Below are 18320 nucleotides of genomic sequence, written 5' to 3'. Positions count from 1 at the left end.
TGCGTGCGAATGGCGAGACGGACGTGAGGATGGCGACCACCATCGAGGAGTGAGGGAGTCGAGCCGTCACGGACTCGCCGCGAACTCCCTCGCCAGCGGATGATCGCCGTAGCGTTCGCGAAGCCGCACGATGCGTTCGCGCGCGCCGGTCGGGTCCTGTAACTTTTCCCGCGACAGCGTGATCGTGCGATAGAGCGCCTTGGGCGCGAGCGGCGAATCGGCGAAGCGCGCGGCGAAGTCGTCGTAGCGGCGCAGCGCCTCCACGAAATCCTTTTGTTCGTCGAACGTCCTTGCCGCCTGATACACCACGCGGGCCGCCGTTTCGCCCAGGTGCGTCGCGTGGGCGAGCGAATCGGCGAGTTCGCGCAGCAGCGGCAGGTTGCCGGTTTCGCCGAGTCGCGTCGCCAGGGCGAGGGCGTGCTCGCCCGCCTCGCGTTCGCGCCCCGCGGCCAGCAGCGCGCGAACGAGCGACAGGCGCGTCGTCACACTTTCGGGCCGCTGCTCGAGCAGCAGCGTGAGCAGCGCGACGGCGTCCTCGAACCGCCCCTCGGTGAGCGCGCGGTGCGCCGCGAGATGTTCCGTGCTCGTGTTCATCGAGCTCTCGCGGATGTCGCGGATCTCGGCATCGGCCTCTTCGCCCGCGCTCTCGCGGCCGACGCCGACCAGCCGCATCGCGCCCGCCACGGCGACGCCCAGCACGAACCCGCCGACGTGCGCCATGTAGGCGATGTTGTCGGCCTCCAGCGCGAACCCCGCGCCCTGCGCGAGCTGCGTCGCGAACCAGATCGGCAGGACCACGAACGCCGGCAGCGAGACGGTGCCCCAAATCGGTCGGAAAATGATGAGGACGAAGTACCAGAAGCGGATCTTCGCGCGGAAGAAGCGAACGAGGAACGCGCCCATCAGCCCCGCCACCGCGCCCGACGCGCCGATGCACGGCTCGATGGACCCGGCGGCCGCCAGCGCGTGCGCGCCCGCCCCGGCAAAACCCGCCGCGAGATAGAGCCCGAGGTAGAGCGCGACGCCGAGCACGTCTTCGAGCACCGCACCGGCGAGCACGAGCAGCAGCATGTTGCCGATGAGGTGCAGGTAGCCGCCGTGCAGGAACGTGCTGGTGAGGGCGTTCACGACGGAGAAATCCGCGGGCACGAGTCCCCAGCGCGTGACGACGGAATCGCGCATCGTGCGCGCGAGCGTCTCGGACAGCTCGCGGTATTCGACGAAGAGCGGGTGATGCTCGCTCACCTTTTCGCCCGCGGTGAACGCGGTCCAAAAATCGTCCACGCGCGCGCGCACCTTCTCGCCCAGGTCGTGCAGATTGCGCGCCTTGGCATCGACGATGACGTTTGCCATCGCGCCCATGCCGCGCGCGCCGCCGCCTTCGAGTTCCAGAAACGCGCGCATCTTGAGCGCGTCGAGGGCCTCGCGCGTCGCGGCGATCTTCTCTTCCTGCGCGTTGATCGCGCCGATCGTCAGCGCGAAGACGAGCACGTTGACGACCACAATCGCGATCGTCGCCACGGGCAGGCGACGCACCCTCGCCTCGTCGTGCCCCACGGGAACGATCAGAAACACGCCGCCTCCCGCCGCGCGTCGCGCGTCAATCCTCCCATTTCATCGCCCACGCCTCGCGGCGCATCTCCAGAAACTCCACCTCGAACGCGAGCTGCTTGCCGTCGGAAGAAAAGCTCGGCCCGCGACGGTACTCGAACTTGCGTTTGGGCAGCCGGTGCAGACCGGCGCCATCGAGACGCACCGCGAACAGATCGGAGACGTAGTTCGTCTGACCGCCGATCAGGCCGAGCGGCGACTGGGCGGACGCGGCGCGGGGTTTGTTCGGATTCACGAAGACGCCCTCGAACACCAGCCACTCGCCGCCGGGATGAAACGCGAAGGAGCGGAAGCCCTCGTACTCCGCGCCCTTCGACAGGAGCACGCGGTCGTCCGTGCCGTCGATGCCGGCGACGCGCAGTTCGTTGTCGAAGCTCTCGGTGTCGCCCGCGTATGCCAGATATGCCACGCGGTTGGCATCGGGCGTGAAGATCGCGCGCTGCGCCTTGCCGCCGGTCGTCAGCCGCCGCGTCTCGCCCGAATCGAGATGGTGCACGTAGATGTCGCCGACGTAGAGATCCCATACGCCATCCCGATCGCCGCCCACCATCGCGTGCGCCGCGGCGGCGTCCCAGCGCGGCTCGGCATGGAACGCGATCATGCGCCTGTCGCGCGACCACGACGGATGCGAGCAACGCAGATCGACGATTTGCCTGGGCGACGTGCCATCGGAATCGGCCACGTAAAGCGCGCCCGCCTGCTGGCCGGGGTGGATTGCGCCGGGGCCGTCCCAGTCGTAGTGCGCGACATACGCGACGCGCCGCCCGTCGGGCGACCACGCGAAGTCGGTGGTGTTCGCAATCGCCGCGCCCTCGCCGTCCGGCTTGACGCGACGCAAAATCGGCCGCGTCGTCTCGCGGTCATAGGCGACGTACGACAGCTCGTCCGTGTCCGGCACCCATTCGTAATCGAGGAACACGCCGTCGTTCGACGACGCGATCCGGCGCGGCGACTCTCCGGGGGCGACGACCTCCAGCACCGTTTCGCCGGTGTCCTGCCCGGCCATGGCGTCCACGATGCCGAAGACGGTGAATTTGGGCGCGCGCACGTAGGCGATCGCGCGTCCGTCGGGCGCAAATTTCGGCGAGAGCGCGTCCTCCTTGTCGAAGCCCGCGACTTTGTAGATCGAGGGAAACGCCGCCCGGTAAGCGATGACGCCGATCACGACGACAACGACGGCGGCAACGGCGATGCCCACGATCCGAACGGCTCTTTTCGTCGAGGCCGAGGCGCGCTCCACCTCGCGCGCCACCTCCCGCGTTTCACCCACGAGATCGACGCCGCCGATGAGCGTGCGGAGTTTCTGGTCGAGAAACTTGTTCGTCGGGTCGAGTGCGATCGCGCGCTCCATCCAGCGGATCGCCTCGTCCTTCATCTCCGCGTCGTTGAAGGAGCCGGAAAGCTGAATGCACGTCGCCACCGATTGGGGATTGTCCTCGTGGCGCGCGCGCAGTTCGCGGATTTTCAGGGAAAGATGTTCGGGGACCGACTCGAGCCGCGCGGCGAGCTCGCGTTCGGCCTCCTCGCGACGCACCGCGACGGCGGTCTTCGCGCCGCACGCCGGGCAGATCTCGTCCGACGAGCCGATCGAAGCGCCGCACGACTGGCAAAGCTGCCCGTTCGTTACCATGGCCGCCTCCCGGTGAGACGAAAACGGTAGCGAAAAACCGCACGGGAAGGAACTGTCGGTTTCTTCATCTGCGCGAAAGGCGCGAAGGCGTTGCCCGACCGGTGCGGTCGTGGCACATTGATTTTGAGATGGAAAAGCCGATCCGGACCGCGAAATCGTCGTTCTTCCGACTCTATCCGCTTCTGGTGGCCCAGTGGCATCCGGAGAAGAATCTGGATCTCACACCTTACCATGTCACCCCGTGCAGCCGGCAGAAGGTTTGGTGGCTCTGCGAGGATGGGCACGAATGGATCGCAACGGTCGGCAACCGAGTCCGGGGCTCCCGTTGTCCGTATTGTGCCGGCCGATTGCCGACGGCACAGAACAATCTCGCGGTGAAGAATCCGGACCTGGCACGCGAATGGCATCCGACCAAGAACGCAGACCTGACCCCCGAGAATTTTCTTCCTCGCAGTTCGCGGAAGGTCTGGTGGCGATGTGAAAGCGGGCACGAGTGGCCGTCGACGATCGGCAATCGGGCCATGGGCGCGGGGTGTCCCTACTGCTCGGGAAGGATGGCGACGCTCGAGGTCAATCTCGCCCGAAAATTCCCCGAGATCGCCGCGCAGTGGCATCCGACGAAAAACGCCGATCTCACGCCCGACCGCGTGACTCCGACCAGCGGGAAGACTGTGTGGTGGCAATGCGAGTGCGGGCACGACTGGGAGAGGACCGTCATTCGCCGCACACTGGACAACGCCGCTTGCCCGTACTGCCAGCAGCTAGACCGGGAGGAGCGCTCCCTGCTCTCCCGTCATCCCGAAATCGCGCGCCAATGGCACCCGACGAAAAACGCCGATCTGACGCCCGATGCCGTTTCCGAGTTCAGCTCGGAGTATGTTTGGTGGCGCTGCGAACGCGGACATGAATGGAAAACCAGAGTTGCGAGCCGATCGCTCGGGAGGGGGTGTCCTTTCTGCTCCGGGCGTCGGGCCACCGCCGCGCACAATCTGGCCTCGGCATATCCCCGGCTCGCCGCCCAGTGGCACCCGACACGCAACGGCGAACTGCGCCCGTCGGACGTGACGCCGAGAAGCAACCGGAAAGCGTGGTGGAGATGCGGCGCGTGCGGGCATGAGTGGGAGGCCGACATCGGCGGCCGGGCGGGCGGGCGCGGCTGCCCCGTTTGCGCCCGAAGCGTTCATCGACGGCTCGGACGGCTTTCGCAGTCGCACCCGAATCTGGCGACGCAGTGGCATCCGACACGCAACGGCGATCTGACACCGGATCGCGTCACGACGGCCAGCAACAAGCGGGTCTGGTGGAAATGCGAAAAAGGACACGAATGGCTGGCGATGATCAATCACCGGACATCCAGCCCCGGATGCCCGTATTGCGTGGGCAAGAAAGCCGACGCCGAGCACAATCTGGCGACGGACCAACCCGAACTGGTCCGGCAATGGCATCCCACGAAAAACGGGGATTTGACGCCCATGATGTTACGGCCCAAGTCGAATGTCCGGGTTTGGTGGGTCTGCGACAAGGGCCATGAGTGGCAGGCTCCCGTCATCCGTCGCACCAACGGAGCGGGTTGCCCGTTTTGCGTCGGGAAACGGATCGATGCGTCGAACAGCCTGGCCTCCCACTACCCCGAAATCGCCCGGCAGTGGCACCCTACGCGAAACGGATCCTGGACGCCCGAAGACTTCGCCCCGCGCAGCGATAAAAAGGTCTGGTGGACGTGCGGGGAACACGAGTGGGAGACCGCGATCAAATACCGTACGCTTGGTCATGGCTGTCCCTACTGTGCGGGAAAACGGGTGACTCCCTTCAACAATCTGGCCGTGATGTTCCCGGATATCGCGAGCCAGTGGCATCCGACGAAAAACGGCGATCTCACTCCCGATCAGGTGATGACCGCGGTCGACGCGTACAAGGTTGTTTGGGTGTGCGACAACGGCCACGAATGGGAGGCCAGCGTCCAGAGCCGGACGAAAGGAACCGGGTGCCCGTATTGCACGCATCGGGTGGCGAGCGCCGAGTATAACCTGGCCCTGCTCGACCGCAGGCTGGCCCGTCAATGGCATCCCGCAAAGAATGGGGAACTGACGCCGTTCGACGTCACGCCGCACTCGATGAAAAAAGTCTGGTGGATCTGCAAGGAAGGGCACTCGTGGAGAGCCAGGATTCACAACAGATCCGCAGGCTCCGGATGTTTCGAGTGTTCGCCCCGCCGCCCGCGGCATCGAATTCTGAAAAGCGATCCGCCGACGAGGCCGCGTCGGGGTCGAAAACCCAAGCCCCGAAAAACCGATTGATGGCGATTCGTCGTTCTGCGAATCAGCACCGAGCCTGATAGCCGTATTGAGGACGGCGACGGAGACAACCATGAAACGCTCTTATGCGGTATGCGTGGCGATCTTCCTGATGACGAACGCCGTCCTTGCGATCTCCTGCGGAAACGACGACACCAACGACGACGATGACGACGGCGCGACGCCATTCGACTTCGACGATACCGGCACGGTCGACGACGATGACGACGATTCGGACGACGACGATGACATTGGCGAAATCGACGACGACAATGCCGCGCCGACGATTCACTCGGGCGAGTGGGTCCCCGAGGCCGTCGAGCCGGGAGATTCCGGGGCCCTCACTTGGAAGGTGTGCGACGTCATGGACAACCTCCCGGCGGTGGGATCATTCTGATGTGGGACGGCACCACCAAACCGTTCGTCGACGACCCGCTTTATTGGGACGACGTGGAAGGCGGCGCGCCGAGCGCCCCGGACCGCGGAGAACCCGTTTCCGTCTCACTTCTCGTCGACCTTTCGACATGGGAAATCGGCGAATACTGCACGGACCGGGAAGCGACCGACGCGGACGGCAACCTCTCGGACAAACTCGAAAACCTGTGCGTGACGATCGTGGAGCCCCCGCTGTGACCGAGGTCTGATCCCCCGCGATGCCGTGCGGGCGCTCGACGAGCGGCAAAATAAGTTTTCACTCGCCTGCCGAAATGTGTTATCCAATGAACTCCAGTGACAATTCCGACATATGGGGCGGGTCCAAATGGCCCGGCGCGCGCAAAAAAGCAAATCGATCACGACGATTCGCACCGGCGGACGGCTTTCCCGATTCACCCTGTTCCTCCTCGTGGTGATCGCGTTGGGCGCGGGCTCGACAGAGCTCGCCGTCGCTGATGCCCCGTCTCGGGATCGAATCGTCCGTTTCGGCGTCTACGAAAACCAACCCAAGGTGTTCACGAACGAGGAAGGCCATCCCTCCGGTCTGTTCGTGGAGCTGTTCGCCGAAATCGCGCGGCAAGAAGGATGGAAGCCGGAGTACGTTCCGTGCGCGTGGTCGGAGTGCCTGCTGGCCCTCGGCGAAGGACGGATCGACCTGATGCCGGACGTCGCGTATTCGCCCGAACGCGACGAAAAATTTGACTTTCACCGCGTGCCGGTCGTCGAAAGTTGGTCCCGGCTGTACGCCAATGCGCATCATCCGATCGTCGCTCTTTCCGAGATCGGTGGACTGCGCGTCGCCGTCATGGGCGGCTCCATCCAGCAGGCCGAGTTCGAGCAGATGATGCGCGGTTTCGACATCGACACCATCATCGTTCCCACCGCGTCGCTCGAGGAGGCGTTTGCGCTCGCGCGCGACGGCAAGGTCGATCTGGCGATCGCCAACCATTTCTTCGGCGATTACTTCTGTCGCGAATACGGTCTCATCAAGACGCCGATCGTCTTTCAGATGACCGAGCTGTATTTCGCGTCGGCACAGGGGCGCAACGCCGAACTGCTCGGTGTCGTCGATCGCCATCTGGAAACATGGCGGAACGAGCCCAATTCGCCGTACTACACGGAGCTGGCCCGCTGGATGGAACGACCGCCCGAACGATTCCTGCCGCCTTACATTGCATGGATCATCGGAATCATCCTCGGTCTGCTCACCGTGGCGGGCGCGATGATCGGGCTGTTGCGCCGGCAGGTCGAAAAACGCACACGCCATTTGTGGTGGGCCAACGAGCAACTCCGGCAGAGCGAAGAACAATATCGTCATTTGTTCGAGTCGATGGCTCAGGGTGTGATCTATCGGTCGGTGGACGGGGACGTCATCGCCGCGAACCCCGCCGCCGAAAGGATCCTCGGCCTTTCGCTGGACGAAATGCGGACTCACATTCCCGGGGATCCCCGTTGGCAATACCTGCGCGAGGATGGAACGGAATTTCCCGGAGACGAGCATCCGGCGATCGCGGCGCTACGCTCGAAACAACCGGTGCTCGGAACCCTCATGGGTGTATTCCATCCCTCCGAAAACCGGCATCGCTGGGTTCTGGTCGATGCGATTCCCGACTTTCGGCCCGGCGAGTCCGCGCCGTATCGCGTCTACACGACATTCACCGACATCACCGAACACCGAAACGCGGAGACCGCACTGGCGGAGCGGGCCGCCGAACTCAACGCCGCGTTGGTCGGCGCCATTTCGGCCATGTCCTTGACCGTCGAAAAGCGCGATCCCTATACCTCCGGCCACCAGATCCGCGTCGCCAAGCTCGCCCGGGCGATCGCCGAGCGTCTGGGCCTTCCCAAGGAGGAGGTGGAGGCCATCTACCTGGCCGGCGTCATACACGACATCGGCAAAATTTCCATTCCGGCCGAGATTCTCGTCAAACCCGGCGAATTGTCCTCCGAGGAGCGGTTGCTGATCCGGCAGCACCCGCTGACGGGGTACGAAATCCTGAAGCCGATCCGATTCCCCTGGCCGATTGCCGAAATGGTCCATCAGCACCACGAGCGAATGGATGGATCGGGCTACCCGCGAGGACTTGCCGGCGAGGACATTCTGCTGGGAGCGCGCATCATCGCGGTGGCGGATGTTGTGGAAACCATGACACTGCGTCGACCGTATCGCGAAGCGCTCGGCCTGCGGGCGGCGCTCGAGGAAGTCGGCGAGCGAAATTCCCATCTGTTCGACCGGGCCGTGGTCGATGCATGCCGCGCTCTCCTGGCGAACGGAGCGGTCAGCTTTTTCGGGTGATTGTCATCACCTCTCCTCGATGAATCGCCGACGCGCCGCGTTGCCGTCCGGTCGCGAAAAAGGCTATACCGTGGTCGGTTCGCTGCGCGGCGTGTTCAACCTTCGGAGCGCGCGCGCCGATACGACTGCGGGGGCGACTCGCCGAATGACCCGATCCGATCCCAGCCTCGCCATGATCCGCGAGGAGCTGACGCGCCTTTTGCGCCTGCTCGAACGCATCGAGCCGCGCCCCACCGACGTGCCCACGGACATCTGGATGGGCGAGACCGAGGTGTTGGTGCGTTTCGAGGTCCCCGGCGCGGCGCCTGACAGCCTGCGGCTGTCGGGGCATCGCTGTTTTCTGGAGCTGTCCGGCACGCGCGCGTCGTTCGCGCCCGAGGGCGGCGGACGATTCCTCATCGCCGAGCGGCCCGCGGGGCATTTCCGGAAATCCGTGGAGCTTCCCGCGCCGGTGGACATGTCGCAGGTGGACGCGCACTTCGCCGACGGCATCATGACCGTGCGCGCCCCCCGTGTGCCGGAGCGCCGCGGCGAGCGTAGGCCGCTGAATTTCACGGTGAATGAATGAAGTGTTTTTCAACCGAGAGTCGTGAATTTTCGACCAAGTAGGACGCCATGCAAGACGCGATGCCCGAAACGATCCAGGTGCCTTCCGAACTTCCCGTGCTCGCCCTGCGCGACGTGGTGGTGTTTCCATACATGATCATCCCGCTGGTCGTCGGGCGCGACATTTCGTCGGCGGCGATCGACGCCGCGCTCGCGGGCGACCGCATGATCGCCGTCGTCACGCAGCGCGAGATCGAGACCGAGGACCCGATGCCTGACGACCTGTATCGAGTCGGCACGGCGGCCACGATCATGCGCATGGTCAAGCTCTCCGAAGAGCGCATCAAGATCCTCGTACAGGGCGTTTCCAAAATCCGGCTCGACGATTTCACGCAGACGCGGCCGTTCCTGAAGGCCCACATCGTGCCCATCCCCGAGACGCAGCCCGAAGACGAAAGCATCGAGCGCGAAGCGACGATGCGCACGGTGACCGAGGGCCTGCAAAAAGTCGCGTCGATGGGCAAGTCGATCCCGATGGAGGTGGTGGACCTCGTCGAGTCGATCAGCGATCCGGGGCGCCTGGCCGACGTGGCCGCGAGCAACCTGAATCTCAAGATTCCGCAGGCGCAGGAGATTCTCGAAACCGATGACCCCGACGAGCGGCTCAAGCTCGTGCGTCGACATCTGGAACGCGAACTGGCGCTGCTCGACGCGCAGGCGCGCATCGAAAACATGGCGCGCGAGGGCATCCACAAGAGCCAGCGCGAGTATTACCTGCGCGAACAGCTCAAGGCGATCCGCAAGGAGCTGGGCGATCTGGACGACCGCGAGGTCGAACTCGACCAGCTTCGCGAAAAGCTCACGAAGATGAAGCTGCCCAAGCCGGTGAAGGAAGAGGCCGAAAAGCAGCTTAAACGCCTCGGCCACATGCACGGCGACTCAGCCGAAGCCGGCGTGATCCGCACCTACCTCGACTGGATCGTCGATCTGCCGTGGAGCAAGCGCGTCAAGGATTCGCTGGAACTGCGCGCGGCGGCGAAGATCCTGGACGAAGACCACTACGGCCTCGAAAAGGTGAAGGACCGCATTCTGGAATTCCTCGCCGTGGCGCGGCTCAAGGGCACGGTGCGCGGCTCGATCCTGTGCTTCGTCGGCCCTCCGGGCGTGGGCAAGACCTCGCTGGGTCGCTCGATCGCGAGGGCGATGGGTCGGCCCTTCGTGCGGCATTCGCTGGGCGGGGTGCGCGACGAGGCCGAGATCCGCGGCCATCGGCGCACATATGTGGGAGCGCTGCCGGGCAAGATCATCCAGGGGCTCAAGCAGGCGGGCGCGAACAACCCGGTCTTCATGCTCGACGAGATCGACAAGCTGGGCTCGGATTTTCGCGGCGACCCGTCGTCGGCGCTGCTCGAAGTGCTGGACCCGGAGCAGAACAACTCCTTCACCGATCACTATCTCGGCGTGCCCTTCGACCTGTCGCGCGTGCTGTTCATCTGCACGGCGAATACCGAGGACCCGATCCCGCGACCGCTGCACGACCGCATGGAAATCATCCGCATCCCGGGGTACACGTCGCTCGAAAAAACCGCCATCGCCGAACGCTACCTCGTGCCGCGCCAGGTCGATGCGTGCGGTCTGAGGCCCAAACACATCGAGATCGGCACGCCGGCGCTGACCGCGCTCATCGAAAACTACACCCGCGAGGCGGGCGTGCGGAATCTCGAGCGCGCCATCGGATCGGTGTTTCGCAAGGTCGCGCGGCAGATCGGCGAGGGCAAGGCGAAGTCGGTGAAGATCACGCCCGCGCAGGTCGAAAAATTACTCGGACCCGCCGAATATCAATACGAGGAAGACGAAGCGCCCGGCCTTCGCGTCGGCCTCGCCACGGGGCTCGCGTGGACGAGCGTCGGCGGCGAGATCCTGCACATCGAGGCGCAAGCCGTGCCCGGCAAAGGCGCGCTCACGCTCACCGGCCACCTGGGAGAGGTGATGCGCGAATCGGCGCAGGCCGCGATGACCTACGCGCGGCGCCGCGCGGCCGACTTCGCGATCCGCGACGACTTCTTCGCGAAGAATGACATCCACCTGCACGTGCCCGCGGGAGCGACGCCCAAGGACGGACCGTCCGCCGGCGTCGCCATGGTCACCGCGCTCGTCTCCACGCTGTCGGGCGTGCCGTCGCGCGCGGGCGTCGCGATGACCGGCGAGATCACGCTGCGCGGGCGCGTCATGCCGATCGGTGGCCTGCGCGAAAAAATCCTCGCGGCGCATCGGGCCGGAATCCGCGACGTGATCGTGCCCAAGGACAATCAGAAGGATCTGGTGGAACTGCCGCCCGAGGTGAAAAAGACCGTGAAAATCCACCTCGTGACGTCCGTGGACGAGGCGCTCGCCCTCGCGCTCGAACGCCCGCCGAAAAAGCGCGCGACGGGAGCGGGCTCGGGCCGTTCCGGTGCGAAGAAATCCGCAGGGAAACCGAAGCCGATCCGCCCCGCGAAACGCGCCCCGGGAAGGCCGACGGTGCAGTGAGGGCGCGCGTTCGTCAGTTCGCGGACCACTCCCAGCGGATGGGATCCCATCGCCGCCGCAGTTTCACGGAGAGAATCGGATCCATGAAGCGCCCGACCGCGGAGACGAGATCGAAGAAGGAAGCCCAAGGGAGTTGGTCCTCTATCGCCATGCGCGCGTAGATGGTGCCCCACGAATCGGGCGGCTCGGGAACGGAGGTCGGGATCGTGTGCGTGGCGCGATACCCGAAGGTCAATTCCAGCGCTTTGCGCAGAACGGTTTCGTCAATCTCCCGCACCAAAGCGAGCAAAGCGATGTCGGGAAGATCCTTCACGCGCGAATTTTCGAGATCTCTCGGCATGGTCAGCGCGTGCAGTTTTTCGGCGATCTGCGTTTCGACGGGATAAAGACGCACGGCGGGCGGGGCGACGCCCGCAAAATTCAGCACATCTTCCGTCAGGACGACGTCGGGTTCGCCGAAGATCGGGTCGCCGAACGCGACGTCGACTCCAAAGGGTTGGCCGTAGATCTTTCCGGCAAGGCGCGTTTCGCTTCGGTAACGCAGCCCGTCATAGCGCATCCCTTCGTTCTGGATGACGGGATGCCCGGCGTCCGGCGAGATTTCGAATGTCATGAAGTCGCCGAGGTCCAGCCGTCCGGCTTCCCGGAGTTGTTCGAGAATCTCGCCCGGATCGCCCATCACGCTCAGGTCGATGTCCTTCGTGGTACGGGCCCGTTCGATCCGGAGTTCGATCACGAGTCCGCCCTTGAGAATGACGCGGTCACCCATCGTTGCGACTACGCGCGCGAGGAATCGATCAAAGACGAGGAGTTGGCGACGGCGCGCGAAATCGCCGCCACTCGACGATCGCGACCGAAGCTTCTGCTCCAACGCCATCTTGAAGGCTTCCGGCGTCCTGTAAGTTCTCACGTTCATCTCGGACGCCGGAGGATCATGCGCGTTGACGCCGACCTCGCCCCTTTTCGACTCGAAGCGGACGACCCGAAGCGCGGTCCCGAGCGACTGCGCGAGACCGAATAGAACCGCTTCAGGTAGTCGATCACGTCGGGAAGCGTATCGCGCCGAAATAGTCCGCGATTCGCGCCCTGCTCGAACGCGTCACGGACGATGTCCGGCGCGACACGTGCGACCGCGCAGTCGTTGACGGTGCGCCGGGCGCTCGTCACGGGAACGGGGCCGACCCAGGCAAGATCCGACTTCGTCAAATCGGCGTGGTGCACCAAGAGTCCCGTCGGCACCCGGAGGCGTCGATGTGACCACGCCGTCGGGAGCGTGAGGTGGGCGCGCGACGGCATCGCGTCCGACAGGTTGTGCAGAAAGAGCGCGGTTTCGTGCGAGAACGCGCCCGTGCACTCGGACCAAAGCCAGATCGCCACGAGGTCTTCGTTTTCGCCGGGCGGAAAGTGGACGAACCGGTAGATCGCCCGGCGCACGCGGACGAATCGCCCGGCGGCGACGTGCTTCGCGATCAGTTGAGGCGAGTACCCCGCGGTTCCGGCCTGCGCCGCGGTGAAGAGGCCCGACTGCGCCGCCGCCGTTTCGTATAGCGCGCTCCAAGCGGGTCGGGGTGTCTGTGCAGATCGATTCGGCATCGCGCACAAACATTAACTCAGAGTTTAGTTTTGTGCAAGATCGCACCACTCCGACAAAATGCCGCCCCCCGCCAAACGCGCCCCGGGACGGCCGACGGTGCAGTAGATCGCGCTCGCCTCACGGCACGGGAAACACCGCGTGATACAGCGCGAAGTGGCCCGTGTAGGACAGGTGGATGCGTCCCGAATCATCGAGGGCGATGTCGAGCCCCTCGCCGGGGCTGGGTGACGGGTCGTCGCCGTCCACCTCCCAGCGACGCCACTCGCCGGTCGAGTTGTTCATGTAGTCGATGCGGCGCCGGTACTCCGGTTCGTACACGTAGTACGAGACGGCCGCGTGCGTCGCACCCATGGGATCGACGGTTGCGGCGATCGCGACGACGTCGCCCTCCAGCAGCGGCTCGTATCGCCACGCCCCTGACGCGTTCGTCGCGTAGCCGACGCCAAGCCGGTTGCGCATCACCACGTGGGCATAGCCCTGCGAGTCGAGCGCGAAGTCGTGCGGCATGCCGTACCACCCCGCGCCGATCCACATGAAATCCCAGTCGGTCGCCAGGTTGTTGGCGTAAAACAGCAACGGCAGCGACACGAACCACGTGGGCGGCGCCGCGTCGAAGCCGTACGTCATGTGCACCGCGTCCGCCGCGTCCAGCGCGATGTGGCATTCCCAGCGATCGCGCCCGAGCGTATCCACCGATTCCGCGTTCCACGCGCCGCCCGTCCTCCACATGTGGAACATGGCGATGGCGTCGCGGTCGTTCACGCACGCGTGCGGGTCGCCATTCGAATCGACGGCCAGGTCGAGCCACGCAAGCCACGGCTCGTAAGGCGTCACCGTCTCGAAGCTCCAGCCCACGTCGTCGAGTTTCGCGTAACGCAGCACCTGCGGATACGGCACCGGATCGAGGTAGAGCACGTGGATGTCGTCGCCGTCGGCGGCGATGGATTCGCCGAGTTGCACGTCGTAAGGGAAATCCCCCGCATCGAAGGGCTCGACGATCCACCACCCCGCGCGGTTATTCGCCACGCTCGGCCGCATCGGGTCGCGCTCGCGGAAGAAGATGAAGGCCGCGCTGTGCGTGTCGAGGGCGATGGAGGTGTCGGGCATGACCTTGCCCGCCTCGTCGAGCACCGTTTCGGTCCACGTCACGCCGTCCCAACGCGCGTGCGCGAGGCGCTCGAGGTTGTTCGAGAGGACGATGTGCACCGAGCCGTCCGGCGCGGGAGCGGCGCCCGAGGTCCAGTAGGGACGTCCCCGCGTCTCGACCTGCCACGTCGCGCCGTCCCACGCCGCGAAGCCGAGCAAATCCGCGGTCGTGAACACGATGCGTGGGCGATCGTTGGCGTCGAGCCACATGGCCACGGGAATGGACATGTTGCCCGCGCCGACGCCCTCGACCGTCCAGGACCCGCCCTCTTCATACACGTGGACGACACCGTAGATCGGCGAGCCCTGAATGGCGCTCGCCAGATGGATCAACCCCGTGGAGTCGAACGCGATGCCCACCACTCCGCGCAACACATCCCAGCTCGTGATCGCGATATCGCGCGACCAGAACAGCCCGGGCTTCCGATAGACGGAAAGATTCTGCTGCTGCCATTCGAGCCCGTCCACCGCGGCGATCGCCGCCTCGCCCTGTGCGTTGGCCGCGATGGCGACCGAATGCACGTACTCCACCGCGTAATCGCGAACGCGTTCAACGCTCCATGTCCCGTCTTCGCGTTTCGCGTAATAGAGCGTAGACGTGATCGAGTCGTCGTCGTGCCGAAGATACGCCGCGTGCAGGCTGCCGTCGGCCGCGCGCGTGAGATCGAAGTTGTAATCCACAGCCTCGTCCGGCGATTCGTCGATGGGTTCGCTCAGCCAGGTTCCGTCCGCATTGGTGGAGTAGTACATGCGACGCTCGTGCGCATGAAACCAGAGAATGTGCAGCGCGCCGTCCGGATCCGTGACGACCTTCGGTTCGTATCCGGCATCGCGCAGGATGACGTTTGTCTGGAACGCCCCGCCGAAGGATTCGTACGCCACCAGTTCGCGCCCGCGCGACGCGAGCACGACGACCGAGCCATCGGGACGCACGGCGATATCGGGGTCCGTGCATCCCGGGCATCCACCCGCGACGCGCTCGACGAACAGATTTTCGAGGCTGTCGTCGTCGCCGGTGTCGTCATCCGCCGTGTCATCGTCGGACGTGTCGTCATCGGCCGTGTCGTCGTCGGCGATATCGTCGTCGGATGCGTCGTCATCGGCGAGGTCGTCATCGTCCGCGTCGTCGTCCGACAGGTCATCATCCCGCGAATCGTCGTCGTTGCCGGAATCGTCAACATCGCCGCCCGCGCAGGCGGACAAACAGATCAACGCGCTGATGAGAGCCCAAACCAATACGACTCGGCGGAAGGAGCCCATGTCCGCGTGCTCCGATGAATGCAACTCGTTCGAATATAACATGGATGCGAATGTCCGTGTGAACGGAATTCGTCGAATCGAAACCGCTACGCCTCCCGCCTCCGGCGCAATACGACGGACATGAACGCCTCGTAGAGCAGCCAGATCGTGAGGACGAACAGCACGATGGCGGCGGTGCCGACGATGACCTCGTCCGCGCCGACCTTGCCGCCGACGAGTTCCGGGAATTTCGCGAGGATCGGTTTGATTTGCAGGACGAGCGACGTGAGCGTCACCGCCATCATGAAGACCATGGGGATCGCCGCGTAGATCGCCTTGCGCCCGGATTTCACGAGCCAGATCGTGACCGCGAGCAGCGTCAGCGACGCCATGAGCTGGTTGCTCGTACCGAAGAGCGGCCACGCCTTGATGTATGCTTTCTCCTTCGTGAGCATCAGGAACGCGAGGGGCGGCAGCAGCGTGACGACGGTGCTGACGAGCGCGCCCGTGCGCGACTTCCAACCGAAGAGTTCCTGCACCACGTAGCGCGACAGGCGCGTGCACACGTCGAGCGTGTCGTACACGAAGGTGGCGAAGGCCATGAGCGCGAAGGTGAGCGCGAGCTTGAAGTCGATGCCGAGGATGCCCATGTATTTCGCGAGGCCGTTCGCGTAGATCACGTTGGGATCGCTCTTGAGCATCGGGTCGCCCTTGGCGAGGATCATGACCGTGACGAGGGCGAGCACGGCGACCAGACCTTCGAGCAGCATCGAACCGAGGCCGACGCGGATCGTGTCGCTTTCGACGCGAATCTGCTTCGAGGTCGTCCCCGAGCTGACGATGCCGTGGAAACCCGAGCACGCCCCGCACGCGATAGTGATGAAGAGCGCGGGGAAAATCAGCTTGCCGGTTTCGAGCCCGCGCCAGCCGTCCAGGTTGAACGCGGGATACTGGATATCGTAATTGCCGAAGAGCGCGCCAAACACGCCGATCGCGAGCGTGATGTAAAGAAACCACCCGCCCAGATAGCCGCGCGGCTGAAGCAGCAGCCACATCGGCAGCAGCGCCGCGACCGCGCAATACACGATCAGCACCACCTCCCAGCCCTTCACGGGCATCGCCGCGAGGGCGGATTCCAGACCGGGCGGCAGGTGGTCGGAGAGCCAGATCACCGCGAACAGCAGCGCCATGAAGACGACCGTGGTGAGGCCGAGCGGCGCTTTCCAATAGCGCAGCACGAGCCCCATGCCGACACCGAGGAAGAGGTAGAGCATCGACGCGAAGGCCACGCCCGGCCCGATCGCCATGCCGCCGCTCACCGCCACGAACGACTGCGCCGTCACGTCGGTAAACGCAATGACGATGTACATCAGCGCGATCCAGATGAACGACAGGAACAGGATGTAGGAGATTGGCGAGAGGTTTTGTTTGACGATCTCGCCGATCGTCATCGCCTTGTTGCGCACGGACGCGATGAGCGAGAGGAAGTCGTGCACGCCGCCGACGAAGATCGCGCCCAGGACGATCCACAGCAGCGCCGGGCCCCAGCCGAACCACATGCCCGCGAGGATCGGCCCGACGATGGGTCCCGCCGCGGCGATGGCGGAAAAATGCTGCGGCAGCAGCATCGACGCCTTGGCGGGGACGAAATCATCGCCGTCGTTGATTTCCACCGACGGCGTCACGCGCTTGTCGTCGATGTCGAGTTCAGCCGACAGAAAACGTCCGTACACGATGTATGCGATGCCCAATACGACGGCGACCGTGATGACGATGAATGCGATCACGCGCGAAACTCCAGGTTGTCGATTGGGACCGGATTTTGTACGGGGAGAGCCCCTTCGCGCAAGAGGCTCGGCGTCAGGCGTCGAACGGCGGCGGCGCGGGCGGCGGCCACTGCCATGGAATCGCGCGCCCCGCGTCGGCGCGAATGTCGGCCTTGCGCGTGTGCAGATCCTCGGCGGCCTTCACCAGCTCATCCGGCGCTTTCGCCCCGGGGACGCAGACCGCGTACGTCGCGCGCACCAGACGCAGACGCTCGTCGGTCCACGCAATCCGCCCCGCCGAGTAGTCGGTCGCGAAGGTTTCGTGCGCCCACAACGCGTTCCACGACAGATCGAAGGACTCCGCGACGATCGCTTCGAGCGCGCGAAAATCTCCCGGCGTGCACTCCTTGGTGCGGCGGATGTTTCGGCGGACCTGCTCATCGCTCATGGCCGGCCCGCGCCAGCGCGCGTCGTAGAACGCGAATTCGGCGTGCGCGTCGAGCCAATCGACGAGCAGAAAGATCAGACGGTCGCGGTGATCGACGATCGCGCTCCACAGGCGATGCGCGGGCGCGAATCGCCACTCGATGCGCGTGCGCGCGAGACCGAAGACGAAGGGATCGGGCTGACCGAAGGGCGCGGCGGCGGCCATGTCGTCGAAAACCGAAAGAATCTCGGCGGACTCTTCCACCGAGCGCGGCAGCCAGTTCGCGTTGGCGAAATCGAGCGTCTTCACGAGCCCCGCGCGCGCGACGGGCGCAGCACCTTCGAGCACGCGCGTCAGCCCCTCTTCTTCCATCGTGCGCAGAAAGACGGGATAGCTAGCGCCCGATCGGCCGATCTCGAGAATGCGTTTCACACATGGAATCAGCGCGCGCGCGTCGTCCCCCGCGTCGCCGCGTTCATAGGTCGCCAGCGCGTCCTCGTACGATTTCAGTGACTGCGCGAGCAGCGACTCGTCGCTCGGCCCGCCGCCCGAAGACGCCGACGCCGACGCGGCGGCGGACAGCGCCCGCCCGTAGGCATCGCTGAACTTCATGAACAGCCCTTCCTGCATGAGCAGGCCGGAGTACGTCGCGAAGTCATCGGTGGTCGTGGCGAGGTGCTCCATGCGCGCGAGCGCTTCGCGCATGATGGTCACATCGTCGCCGGTGAGATTTTTCGTTTCGACATCGCGCATGAGATCGCGAAAGGTGCCGAGCATGGGATCGACGAACATGGCGGGGACGGGCAT

Annotated in this window: 13 protein-coding genes; 6 read left to right on the top strand and 7 right to left on the bottom strand. The window is 64.9% G+C overall.

Going from position 1 to position 18320, the window contains the following annotated elements; genetic code table 11:
• Window positions 1-66: 66 nt before the first annotated feature.
• Both IT350_17435 and IT350_17430 read right to left on the bottom strand, forming a co-directional pair.
• Window positions 67-1575 carry a rhomboid family intramembrane serine protease gene (locus tag IT350_17435; protein ID MCC6159839.1) on the bottom strand — a complete coding sequence of 503 codons (1509 nt, stop codon included), beginning with the start codon at window positions 1573-1575 and terminating at the stop codon, window positions 67-69.
• A gap of 25 nt (window positions 1576-1600) precedes the next feature.
• Window positions 1601-3241, bottom strand: coding sequence for a PD40 domain-containing protein (locus tag IT350_17430; GenBank protein MCC6159838.1), 1641 nt, complete (start codon window positions 3239-3241; stop codon window positions 1601-1603).
• Window positions 3242-3369: 128 nt separating this feature from the next.
• Between IT350_17430 and IT350_17425 the strand changes: the two genes are divergently transcribed.
• The 6 genes from IT350_17425 (at window position 3370) to lon (ending at window position 11341) form a co-directional block, all read left to right on the top strand.
• Window positions 3370-5538 (top strand): zinc-ribbon domain-containing protein, encoded by a 2169-nt coding sequence (locus IT350_17425; GenBank protein MCC6159837.1) that lies wholly within the window; start codon window positions 3370-3372, stop codon window positions 5536-5538.
• Between the two features lie 70 nt (window positions 5539-5608).
• On the top strand, window positions 5609-5932 hold the full coding sequence (locus IT350_17420; GenBank protein MCC6159836.1) for a hypothetical protein: 324 nt from the start codon (window positions 5609-5611) through the stop codon (window positions 5930-5932).
• On the top strand, window positions 5932-6168 hold the full coding sequence (locus IT350_17415) for a hypothetical protein (GenBank protein MCC6159835.1): 237 nt from the start codon (window positions 5932-5934) through the stop codon (window positions 6166-6168). Before IT350_17420 ends, IT350_17415 begins: the two co-directional genes overlap by 1 nt.
• 127 nt (window positions 6169-6295) lie before the next feature.
• A complete protein-coding gene (locus tag IT350_17410; GenBank protein MCC6159834.1) occupies window positions 6296-8266 on the top strand; it encodes a transporter substrate-binding domain-containing protein in 1971 nt (656 codons plus the stop codon).
• A gap of 145 nt (window positions 8267-8411) precedes the next feature.
• On the top strand, window positions 8412-8834 hold the full coding sequence (locus IT350_17405) for an Hsp20/alpha crystallin family protein (protein MCC6159833.1): 423 nt from the start codon (window positions 8412-8414) through the stop codon (window positions 8832-8834).
• Between the two features lie 47 nt (window positions 8835-8881).
• Window positions 8882-11341, top strand: a complete 2460-nt coding sequence (lon, locus tag IT350_17400; protein MCC6159832.1) for an endopeptidase La — start codon at window positions 8882-8884, stop codon at window positions 11339-11341.
• A 13-nt stretch (window positions 11342-11354) separates the two neighbouring features.
• On the opposite strand, the gene IT350_17395 is transcribed toward lon, so the two are convergent.
• The 5 genes from IT350_17395 to IT350_17375 all read right to left on the bottom strand — a co-directional run bounded on the left by IT350_17395 (window position 11355) and on the right by IT350_17375 (window position 18320).
• Window positions 11355-12257: a nucleotidyl transferase AbiEii/AbiGii toxin family protein gene (locus IT350_17395; protein MCC6159831.1), complete on the bottom strand. Its 903-nt coding sequence runs from the start codon at window positions 12255-12257 to the stop codon at window positions 11355-11357.
• On the bottom strand, window positions 12254-12934 hold the full coding sequence (locus tag IT350_17390) for a type IV toxin-antitoxin system AbiEi family antitoxin domain-containing protein (protein MCC6159830.1): 681 nt from the start codon (window positions 12932-12934) through the stop codon (window positions 12254-12256). The genes IT350_17395 and IT350_17390 overlap by 4 nt, the downstream gene beginning before the upstream one ends.
• A gap of 118 nt (window positions 12935-13052) precedes the next feature.
• Window positions 13053-15341: a hypothetical protein gene (locus tag IT350_17385; GenBank protein MCC6159829.1), complete on the bottom strand. Its 2289-nt coding sequence runs from the start codon at window positions 15339-15341 to the stop codon at window positions 13053-13055.
• 86 nt (window positions 15342-15427) lie between these two features.
• Window positions 15428-17107 (bottom strand): carbon starvation protein A, encoded by a 1680-nt coding sequence (locus IT350_17380; GenBank protein MCC6159828.1) that lies wholly within the window; start codon window positions 17105-17107, stop codon window positions 15428-15430.
• 73 nt (window positions 17108-17180) lie between these two features.
• Complete coding sequence (locus IT350_17375) at window positions 17181-18320, bottom strand: hypothetical protein (protein MCC6159827.1); 1140 nt, start codon at window positions 18318-18320, stop codon at window positions 17181-17183.

This window comes from Deltaproteobacteria bacterium, from assembly GCA_020845895.1.
Lineage (GTDB): Bacteria > Lernaellota > Lernaellaia > JACKCT01 > JACKCT01 > JADLEX01.
This window is presented reverse-complemented; position numbering and strand designations above follow the sequence as displayed.

Bases quoted from the DNA above. Each gene is read 5' to 3' on its own strand.
- IT350_17415 (MCC6159835.1), top strand. From the start codon at position 5,932: ATGTGGGACGGCACCACCAAACCGTTCGTCGACGACCCGCTTTATTGG.
- IT350_17420 (MCC6159836.1), top strand. From the start codon at position 5,609: ATGAAACGCTCTTATGCGGTATGCGTGGCGATCTTCCTGATGACGAAC.
- IT350_17390 (MCC6159830.1), bottom strand. From the start codon at position 12,934: ATGCCGAATCGATCTGCACAGACACCCCGACCCGCTTGGAGCGCGCTA.
- IT350_17375 (MCC6159827.1), bottom strand. From the start codon at position 18,320: ATGCCCGTCCCCGCCATGTTCGTCGATCCCATGCTCGGCACCTTTCGC.
- IT350_17425 (MCC6159837.1), top strand. From the start codon at position 3,370: ATGGAAAAGCCGATCCGGACCGCGAAATCGTCGTTCTTCCGACTCTAT.
- IT350_17430 (MCC6159838.1), bottom strand. From the start codon at position 3,241: ATGGTAACGAACGGGCAGCTTTGCCAGTCGTGCGGCGCTTCGATCGGC.
- IT350_17385 (MCC6159829.1), bottom strand. From the start codon at position 15,341: ATGGGCTCCTTCCGCCGAGTCGTATTGGTTTGGGCTCTCATCAGCGCG.
- IT350_17410 (MCC6159834.1), top strand. From the start codon at position 6,296: ATGGCCCGGCGCGCGCAAAAAAGCAAATCGATCACGACGATTCGCACC.
- lon (MCC6159832.1), top strand. From the start codon at position 8,882: ATGCAAGACGCGATGCCCGAAACGATCCAGGTGCCTTCCGAACTTCCC.
- IT350_17405 (MCC6159833.1), top strand. From the start codon at position 8,412: ATGACCCGATCCGATCCCAGCCTCGCCATGATCCGCGAGGAGCTGACG.
- IT350_17395 (MCC6159831.1), bottom strand. From the start codon at position 12,257: ATGAACGTGAGAACTTACAGGACGCCGGAAGCCTTCAAGATGGCGTTG.